The 11187-nt window shown below is 39.7% G+C and carries 1 protein-coding gene; it reads right to left on the bottom strand.

Annotated features, from left to right (window positions below; genetic code table 11):
* On the bottom strand, positions 1–10851 hold a 10851-nt coding region (locus tag C900_RS12890), incomplete at its 3' end, for a non-ribosomal peptide synthetase (protein WP_040496710.1).
* Positions 10852–11187 lie beyond the last annotated feature (336 nt).

Genomic DNA, 11187 nt, shown 5'->3' with positions numbered 1-11187 from the left:
GAACTGGATGTCTATAGCTATTAAATTGCCCGTGAAGAAGTCCAGGTTGAAGAAATAGTCGGTATTAAGTAAAATAGTTTTTAGTCCTGTATCTTCAAAAATATATTGCATCCTTTCCTTGGGCAAATTAGGATCAACAGGCACATAAGCACCTCCAGCCTTAAGTATCCCCAGAATACTTAATACTACCCACTCCGAACGAGGTAGCATAATACCTACCAGGTCATTAGGTTTAACACCCATTTCATTTCTGAGGTGATGGGCCAGACGATTGGCACTGGCATTTAACTCTCCATAACTCCAGCTAACATCTCCATATACCAAAGCCAATGAATCCGGCTGGATGGCTGCATAATGTTCAAATATCTCAACTATTGTCCGGTTATATTCATTGTTGCAGATTGTAGCATTAAAGGAGCTTAAAATTCTCTCCCTCTCCGGTCCCGACAAGTAGTTAATCTCCGGCAACGCAGATTCCGGTTGCCTTACTACTTCAGAAAGAATGTTCAAATAGTGATTAATGAGTTGATTGATCTTCCTTGCAGTGAAGATGTCTGTATTGTACTCAACTATAAAGTCTAGTCTATCGGGGTGTTCAACGCCATAAAACCATAAATCTGTTTGTGCAAGTTTGTATTCGAGATGAAACTCCTCAATTTGCAGTGATTTAAGCCCTTTAAAATGATCGTGATAGTTTCCATCCCAAGTGAACCCAACGTCATACAGGACTGATCGGCTCAAATCTCTTTGAATGTCGAGATCCTCCAGGAGCTGTTCCAAAGGATAAGATTTATGATCATAGGCTCCAAGTACTACCTTTCTGGCTGTTTCCAAAAGATCAATAAAAGTGCATTTTTCATTAAATGAAATGTGTAAGGGAATATTATTGACATAATACCCAATCTGATCATTTAGGTATTTGTGATCACGGTCAGCTAGAGGTGCACCTATTACAATGCTATTTTGATTTGAATATTTATGATAAAGGAGTACCTGTCCTGCAATCAGGCCCATATAGAGACTGGCTTGATGATTCTTAGCCAAAGTCTTCAGAGCATCTTTGAGATCTTTCGGCACACTGAAATATGCTCTATCCCCAGCATTGCTTTTTATTGCCGGGCGAGGGTAATCAAGTGGTAATTCAAGTACAGGGACTCCTTCTCTGAATTGTCCTTGCCAATACTTCGCATTCTCTTGGCTTTTAACCTGCAAGTTTACCCAATGGCTATAGTCTTTATACTGAACAGGCAATGGTGGAAGTGCAATATCATCGCTATTTATACATGATTCATACACCATTAGTACCTCTTTAATAAGTACATTTATGGACCACGCATCTGATATTATATGATGAATCGTAAACAGAAAAACATGATCATTGTCGGCCAACCGGATCAGTTTGGCTCTGATAAGCTTGCCAGATGAAAGATCAAAAGGCATGAAAGTCTCTTCATCAGCAATTTTTTGTGTTTCCGCTAACTTCTCATCCCGATCACTTAAATCTATGTATTCAACTCTAAAATCAGAAGTATTATTGATCTTCTGCTTCAATTCTCCATTAACTTGTATAAAGCTGGTTCTCAGGCTTTCATGCCTTTGAATTAACTTCTCGAATGCTTTATCCAACGCTTCAGCATCCAGTTCTCCTTTAATGCGATGAGCCCCGGGAAGATTATATGCAACACGTTCATCCAACTGATTAAGTAACCAGAACCTCTTTTGTGATGGAGTGACATCATAATAATCTTTGATCTCAATTGGAGCAAGTTCAACAGATTTTGTTTTTACCCCTACCGACATTATTCGAGCAAGTTGTCTGATCGTTGGGTTGATGAAAACCTCTCTCAAGTTCAACTTGTATTGCAATTCCTGTTCAATTCCGGATACAAGACGGATTGCCTTAAGAGAATGCCCTCCCATTTGGAAAAAGTTATCTTCAACCCCAACGGTATCAATGTTAAGAACCAATTTCCAAATCATGGCTAACTTCCTTTCCAGTTCGCTTTCAGGTGCTATATGATCCACCGAACTGCTGGAAACGGAAAGCCTGAACTCTTGTAGTGCTTTCCTGTTAATTTTGCCATTAGGTGTATGAGGAATCTCTTCAAGTACTTCATAAAAAGAGGGCACCATATATAAAGGTAATCTTTCAACGAGGTATTCCCTTAGAGCAGCGGTATCAAACTCACTACCACATACGAAGGCTACCAGGAATTTACTGCCCTCCGGATCATCTTTTGCGATAACAGCAACCTCTTTTATACTTTTATAGGTTAAGAGAGTATTTTCTATTTCCCCCAGTTCAATCCTGTAGCCGTTAACTTTTACCTGATCATCACTCCGGCCAAACAATTCAAGAGTACCATCAGAACACCATCTCGCTATATCACCCGTATAATAAAGTCGCTTATCAGAATCAAAAGGAGATCGTATGAATTTTTCTTTTGAGAGATGAGGCTGGTTGAGGTATTGTGAGGCAAGCCCCTCACCACCAATGTAAAGGTTACCAAATGCTCCTATAGGAAGCAGTTGTTGCCGTTCGCTCAGCACGTATACCGTAGTATTGTCAATAGGACTCCCCACATTACTGCCATATCCCAGCCGAACCTTACCTGTGGTTGACCAGATTGTTGTTTCCGTAGGGCCGTACATGTTCCATACTTCACCTGAGGATTTTAGCAACTTAAGCGCTAACTCTTCGGGTAACCGTTCGCCTCCGCTGAGAACCTTAAGGGTTTTGCTGCCCGTCCATCCATTAGCAAACATCATATTCCATGTACTTGGAGTTGCCTGCATTATAGTGGGTTGTTCAGTGCGAATCATCCGGATCAATGTCGATGGATCCTTGGCATCAGATTCACCAGCGAGTAATACCTGCCCTCCAGTAATTAATGGCAGGAAAAATTCCAACACGGAAATATCAAAGGTATAGGTAGTTACTGCTAGTAACTTATCTGAGGATACCATACCAGGCTTTTTCTTCATGCTTAGAAGAAAATTGACCACCGACCTATGCATAATATCCACTCCCTTGGGTTTCCCAGTAGAACCTGAAGTATAGATTATGTAGGCCCGGTCACCTGCCGGAATATTGAGATTGGTGCATTTGAAATTCTGTTCGGTTCTTGCAAGGATGTGATTTTTATCTGGCTTTACTGCAGACCCTGATTTAGTTCTATCAACCCTGATGACGCTATCAAAACGATACTTTTTCAGCTCATTTTCTATCTTACCTTGCTTTTCAGAGAATTCCACCTCTCCATAGCAGGATAACCCTTTCACTAAGTCGATCAGAAAATGTTTTGATACAAACAATTCTTCTTCCAATTTTTTCTTTCTAAGAATCTCATGCTCAAGGTCAGCAGATTCATCGAATAAAGATCGATAGTACTGAAGCTGAAGTTCTTTGTCACGTAAATCCCCAAGGAAAATAATCCCATGCTCATCAAGAAGGTCAATGGCTTTATTAAGGAAATCCAAGAGGTAACCAGCATCAGGAAAATATTGTACAACACTATTCGCAATAATTATATCAAACTTCTGCTCTTTAAGGAAGTCGATCTCATTTGCTGCGAGTTGCTTTACATCTATATTATGAAGCCCTTTTTCTTGAAACTGTACTCTACTGTTATTAACTACAACATCAGAAATATCTGTAGCAGTATACTTCTTTACCAATGGCGCCAGTTCATACATTATTGCTCCTGATCCGCACCCTACTTCTAACACCTTACTCTCAGCATGCAAATGTGGCCTGACTTTGTTTATCACATTGTTCCATAATTCCTGCAGGTCCTCCTTATCAAATGCCTTTTTTGTATAACTGTTTATCCAGCCACAACTCTCTGCTTCATTGTCAGCGGTATTTGTAACGTGGTTCCACAAGTGCTTTGATTGATCGTTAAAGCCACTATAGTTGATTTCCGGCTGATCAATTGTGATTAAATTTTTATAACTTTCAACTTCCCATTGAAGCCAACGATTTAAAGAAAGATATTTCCCGTTGGTCAGGACCGTACTCAACTTTGTATCCTCAAGCAAGTAAATTATCCTTTCCTTCGGGTATTGGGGATCTATTGGCACATAAGCAGCCCCCGCTTTCCAAATAGCAAGAATCGAAATGATCATTTCCTCAGAGCGGTCCAATAGTAGCCCCACTAGTTCATTGGGTTTGAGCTTACATTCTGAATGCAGAAATGCGGCACGTTGATTGGCCCTCTCATTAATCTCCTTGTATGAAAAAGAACGGGCATTAAAGGTTATAGCGACAGCCTCAGGATTTTGTAAGGCCTGATTTTCAAACATCTGATGAACGGCTACATCTTTCGCATATTCAACATCCGTATTGTTAAAATATTTCAGTAGTGTGTCATGTTCTTGTGCACTTAAAAAGTTAATCGTATCAATTTCCTGCACCGGATCATTAAAGACAGATTGTACTAAGGTTGTATAATGTGTGAAGAACTTTTCAATAGTCGGCTTTAGAAAAAGCTCGCCATCGTATTCAATACCTAAAGTAATTTCATCTTGATACTCTTCAAAGTAAAAAGAAAGATCATATTTACTTATGGAAATATCCTTTTCGAGTTTTGTTACATGCAGACCACCGATATGCTGCCGCTCAAAGGAGATTTCTTTATGCTGATAAGCTATAAGAATATCAAACAATGGAGAGCGGTTGATATCTCTGGCTATGTCTAATTCATCAACTAGCAGATCAAATGGATAGCTTTGGTGCTCATAAGCTTCCAGGGTCATCTCTTTTATTTGATTCAAAAAGCTTTCAAAACTCTTTTTTCCATCAATTTGAGATCGCAGGGGAAGTAAATTAATATATAGTCCCAACTGCTGTTCAAGATCTGCGTGTTCCCTGCCTGCCACCGGGGTGCCTATTATGATATCATTTTGAGCTGTATATCTATATAACAACACCTTCAAAGCGGCCAAAAATATCATGAATTTGCTGGCATTATATTTTTTTCCGAATCTATTCGCCCTCTTAAGAAACCCAGCATCAAATGAAAAACTGAGTGTATTTCCCCTGTAAGCTTTGAGTTTGGGCCTTCTGAAATCTAATGGTAAATCAATAACAGGTATATCATCTTTAAAGCAATTCTGCCAATATCTTCTGTGTGGCTCTAAGGCACCTGAATGAATATGTTCATTCTTCCAATAAACATAGTCTTTATACTGGATTCCAGGCTCGGTATGAGGTAATGCCTTACCAGCAAACAAACAGTTGTAAACATCCAACAACTCCCTCACAAGTATCTGTCCCGACCATCCATCTGAAATGATGTGATGGATTACAATAAGAAAAATATAGTTATCGTCAGTGGTCTGATAAACTTTTGCTCTTAATAACGGGCCGTTTTTGAGATCAATTGGAGTGCTCACCTCTTCACTTACAGAAGCCCTGACTATTGCATCAGGATCATTCTCGCTTCTTAAATCTTCATAAATCAGTTCAAACCGATTGTCTTCTTCAGGGTGTACCACCTGTTTAGGTTCACCATTTATGTCAATGAAGGTAGTTCTCAGGATTTCATGCTTTCTGATAACACTTTTTAGAGACTGATCGAGAAAACTAACACTTAAATCACCTTCGAGTTCATAAATTTCAAACTCGTTGTAGGCCAAAGAACTTTGATCTAATTGCTCAAGAATCCAGATACGTCTTTGGGCATTTGACACATCGTAATAATCCCTTTTGGCTGTAGGCTGAATACACTCGTAAAAGCTCTGCGTTGACTGCTCAATTACTTCAGATAATTTTGCCAGAGTTGGATTAATAAACAGATCCCTCACCTCAATTTTCACATTCTGCTCTTTTTGAAGCCTCGAAATGATCTGGATTGCCTTTATCGAGTTACCCCCAAGGTCAAAGAAGTTATTGTGAACACCAATTTCGGACACCCCTAATACATCTTTCCAGATTTTAGCAATGGTTAGCTCCAATTCTCCTGTCGGTGGTACATGATTTCCGGTGTTGACTTCACTCTTAGAGACTGATGCCAAAGAAGATCTATCTACTTTACCATGAACAGTCTTTGGCAATTCGCTTAACATTACAAATCTATGAGGCAGCATGTAAGTAGGAAGAAATGAAGCCATATGTCTTCTAAGTAGCGATTCCTTTTGGTCCATCTCACCGACAACAAACGCTGTTAAAGAATTTTGGTCAATATCCGCAATAACAGCTGCATCACGTATCTTAGGGTGTTGACATAGTACTTTCTCAATTTCTTCTGGTTCAATTCGGTATCCCCGAATCTTAACCTGAAGATCCTTCCTGCCTAAGAATTCTATTTTACCATCAGGAGTCCATCTCCCGAGGTCGCCTGTGTGATATATTATTTCATCCTGGTTAGCCGCAAACTTTTGCCTGGTAAGCTTTTCCATGTTGAGGTATCCTGCTGCAAGTCCGCAACCGGAAATGCAGATCTCTCCTGGTGCTCCCACCACCAACCGCTTACCATCATCGTCCAGAATATGAATTTTATGGTTAGCTATAGGCTTACCAATAAAATGAGAATCCTTCAGAGATTCTATTTTGTGAAATGTAGCACATACGGTAGCTTCAGCAGGTCCGTAGGTATTATACAGATCAACTTTATTAATAAGATTATCGATGTATGCTGGTCTGAGAAGATCCCCTCCACTGATGATAATTCTTAGGCTACTAAATTTCCAAGGTCGCCCGTTAATTTCATTGATAATAAGTGGCGTGGTACTTAAGATAGTAACATTATACTTATCTATATGATAAAGCAAGTCATCAATGTCGCGGCCATCATTGTTTGGGATGATTAGCTTTCCACCTGCGGCTAGTATAGGAAATACTTCCTCCACCAAGGTATCAAAACCTATTGAAGATTGCTGTACAACCGTATCGTTGGAATTTATGGAGAAATAATCCTTAAACGTCAGAGTATAGTCCAGAACCGCCTCATGTTTGATCATTACTCCTTTAGGTGCGCCAGTTGTTGCAGAAGTATATATAATGTAAGCCAGATCTTCGGGCTTTACGCGATGTTCCAGATTACGTGTAGGCTGTTGATTAATTTCTTCAATAACAGCTTCCTCATCTACCTGCAGAAGACTCACGAATTGTCCGATATCTTTACATATCCCATGCGTATGCTTATCAACTACTATAATTTCCAACCCAGTATCCTTTATAATATGTCTACATCTGGCGGCCGGATAATCAGGGTCTATCGGGATATAACTGGCCCCGGACTTCAAAATAGCCAGAATAGTGATAATGAGATGTTCCGATTTTTTCAACATGAGCCCGATGGAAACTGGTTTATCCTGGCCTATGTTACATTTTGATTTTAAATAGAATGCCAGTTGATTGGCTTTAGCATTTAACTCCTCATAAGTAACTTCATTATCATTATAGATCAAAGCAATTTGTGAAGGAGTCCATTCTGCCTGCTTTTCAATTAGTTTGTGAACCGGCCCCTCTTCATTATAATCGCAGTTGGTATCATTAAAAGCATTTAATAGTTTCTGCTCACTTTCTGATAAGATCTCATATTCAAAAATGCATTTTGAAGGATATGTTAGGATCTCTTCTGTCAGCTTTTTAAAATGACCGAAAAATGCTTCTATCTGACTGGCAGAAAAAATTCCGTTGTTATATCTCAAAATCAGGGAAAGGCCACCTGGTGTCTCTTCAAATTCAAATTGAAGATCAACGAGATTTAAATCCTGAATAATATCCAGGTGTCGGGCAGTAACACCTTCGATGGCACCTTCCAGGCCAGAAGTATCCAGATTTTGTAAAAGAACCAATGTATTGAACAGCGGGGTAGTACCCAAACCCCGGGTCTGGCCAAGATCCTCCAATAGTAGATCAAAAGGATAATCTTGGTATTTAAATGCCAACAATACCTTCTCTTTGACCTGTTGCAGTATCGAATCAAATGATCTTTGTGGATCAAGAAATGTTCTTATACATACCGTATTAAGAAAATAACCAGGCTGACTTTCAAAATCAACAGCACCTCTTCCCGAAGTGTCGGTTCCCACTACTAAATCCTTTTGACCTGTGTACTTGTAGAACAAGATTTTTACAAGAGCCAATAACACCATAAAAAGAGTTGATTCCTGTGAACTTGCCAATTTCCGCAGCTTTTTAAGGGTATTTTCAGACAACATGAATTGAGCAATGGAAGGGGTTTTATCCTCTGATGAAACGGCAGGTTTCCCTAGTGACAGCTCTGGCGCTACAAGTTCTCCACGCAACTCTTGAAGCCAATAGGATCTGTGTTCATCAAAACAGCCACTCTCAACCAGATCGAGTTGCCACGCTGCAAAGTCTTTGTATTGCCACAAAAGCTCCTTTTTTGAAAATTTCTGGTTAGCCGACAATCGCTGATAAATCTCACCGACCTCTTTCAGCAGCATATTGATAGACCACCCATCGGTAATAATATGATGGAAGTTGAGAAGCAATAGAAAATCTTCCTGATCTAACTTATAAAGATAGACTCTGAAAAGAGGAGCTGTAGAAAGATCAAAGGATATATGAGACGCTGCCATCGCCATCTTCCTTGCTCTATCCGCACAACTATCTTCTTCACTTAAGTCGTGACAGACGATTTTGAAGTTTATGTTTTCGGCTATTTTCTGATGGGGAATACCATCAGAAACAAGGAATGCAGTCCTCAGCACCTCATATTGAGCAACCAGTATTTGAAAAGTTTTTTCAAGCTTTGGAATGTCCAATGTTCCCTTCAGTGCATAACAAACTGGCACATTATAAGCGCTATTCCCTGGCTTCATCTGATCAAGAACCCAGAACCTTTTCTGCGCAAAAGATAACGCATAGGAGTCGGATCGTTCAATGGGTCGAACCTCTAATTGAGTGCCTGGTGACAAATCTTGTAAAAATTCTGATAGTTGCAGAGCTGTAGGGTGATTATAAATATCACTTACTGACAACCTGACCGCACATTTATGATGAACACGTGAGGCAAATTGAGTTGCAAGAATACTGTTCATCCCTAATTTAAAAAAGCTTTCATTCTGCTCTATTTTGGGATTTCCCGTTAATTCTCGTAAAATATTCAGCAACAGTTGCGTACTTCCTCCTCCATCTTCGTTGTCATAGCTGTGGGACTGAACTTTCTGATGTATCTCTTTCAGTTTTTGAAGAGAAGGATTAAATTCTCCTTTTGTATATTGTTCAATTAGCTTGAAGTGACGGATCTTTCCGCTGGTGGTTTTTGGGATTTTATTCACGGGGACCACCAATTCTACAGTTATTCCAATCACGTTTAAAACCAATTGTTTTATAGATTCTATGATCTTCACAAAATCTGCTGAAGGTCTTTTATGAAGAACAAATATGACCAGTTCCTCTTCCGATTGAGCATGATTTCTCACCCCACAGGCCACAACCTTTCCAAGTTCCAGTCCAACACCATCGCATATAGCCTTTTCTATATCTTGTGGATAATAATTCTGACCATTTACAATTATCAGGTTTTTATATCTTCCAGTTATTACAAGCCTGCCATTAGATAAAAAACCCAAATCGCCAGTTTTTAACCATGAATCATGAGTAAAGAGGGTATCTGTTGCATCCGGATTATTATAGTATCCCTGTGTTACATTATCTCCTTTGATCTGTATGTGACCGATGAAATTATCTCCAAGTACATTTCCTGAATCATCACATATCCGGACTTTGCAATTATTGATTGGGCAACCCACCTCAACAAAAGTTACTACTCCCTCCTCATTTTTATCTGAAGGGATAACACGATCACCTATATTGAGGCTATTTCTCAGCACATTATATTCAATGATTTCCTTACCAATAAAAGGTAATGTTACCGCAACCGATGCTTCTGCGAGGCCATAGCCTGGAAAAATTGTATTGCTGCCAAGGCCTTTCGAACTCAGTTCATTAATAAACCTGTGACAAAGAGACGCTGAGATTGGCTCGGCTCCGTTGTAGATAAGCCGAACGCAGGAGAGGTTGAGATCAATTGGACTATTCTCATAGGCCCATAAAAAATACTGAATGCCAAAGTTAGGAGAATAGAGAAGGCTTACATGATGCTCGCTTGCCTTTTCCAACCAAAGCAGTGGTCTTCTAATGAACAGCGCGGTAGGAATTATGTATTGGTTTACACCCGAAATAATACCCGTCAGATGAAAGCAAATTAGTCCCATATCATGAGTTAAGGGCATCCAACTCAACATAGAATCGCTATCTGTTATTTCTGATCGGTCAGCAATATCCTTGGTATTTGTGACAAGATTGCGATGTGTTAATATTACACCTTTTGGTTGGCCAGTTGAACCGGATGAAAATTGAATATAGGCAATATCATCGGCCAAGATATTAATTTCCTGTAGGGGCAAATTCTTTTCTGGTGCTCTGCTTTCAATGATGTTATTGGGAAAAGCGAGGAAATGCTCGCTTATTTTTTTATACTCCTCCTTGAGGTTATTTTCAACTGCGTACTTGCCCAGCCGCTGCAGTTGCTCGTCATCGCTAATAAGAAAGGGGCTATTTAATGAGTTCCAAATATGAAATAGCTTAAGGCGATGATCATGCTGATTGCCCGTGGCAATGGGAACTGCTATCATTTTGCCCAGTAAACAAGCCCAAAAGGAGATTAAAAAAGCCTTGCTGTCTTCGATCTGGATTATTACCTCATCACGCTCGCCAAGTCCTTTCTCCTTAAGTATTTCCAGAAGTAAGGAAGCTTTTTCATAAAGCTCCTGATAAGAAATAAAATCTTCTTTATCTCTTGCGGAGATAAAAGTAATCCCTCTTTCAGAACATTTGTTATTTCTAAATATAGAAACAAGTGTTTCACTCATTATATTAACCATTTTTTTTTAGAAAAAAGTTATCCCAGAGCCATGTAGCTCAAGATGATCATATGATAGGCTATTATATATTTCCTGCATCCGGGTAGATATTCCCGTTCTCAACTGCCAGATGACTAAGCTGGAGCACAGCGCCACTGTTTTAACAACGCCAATAAAACTATAACTGCATACAGGTCCCGCTCACCGGAATATTGCTTACCAGTTCCCCTGCAGTTCACCTTTTGTATTGTTAGTTGATAGCAGTGAAATAGTAAGACACCCCGGCGACCACCCTCTGGGTGTTGCCGGAGACTGTAGCAGCCATTTTATCGAAAAAAGAGTTGA

Source organism: Fulvivirga imtechensis AK7 (assembly GCF_000331535.1).
Lineage (GTDB): Bacteria > Bacteroidota > Bacteroidia > Cytophagales > Cyclobacteriaceae > Fulvivirga > Fulvivirga imtechensis.
This window is presented reverse-complemented; position numbering and strand designations above follow the sequence as displayed.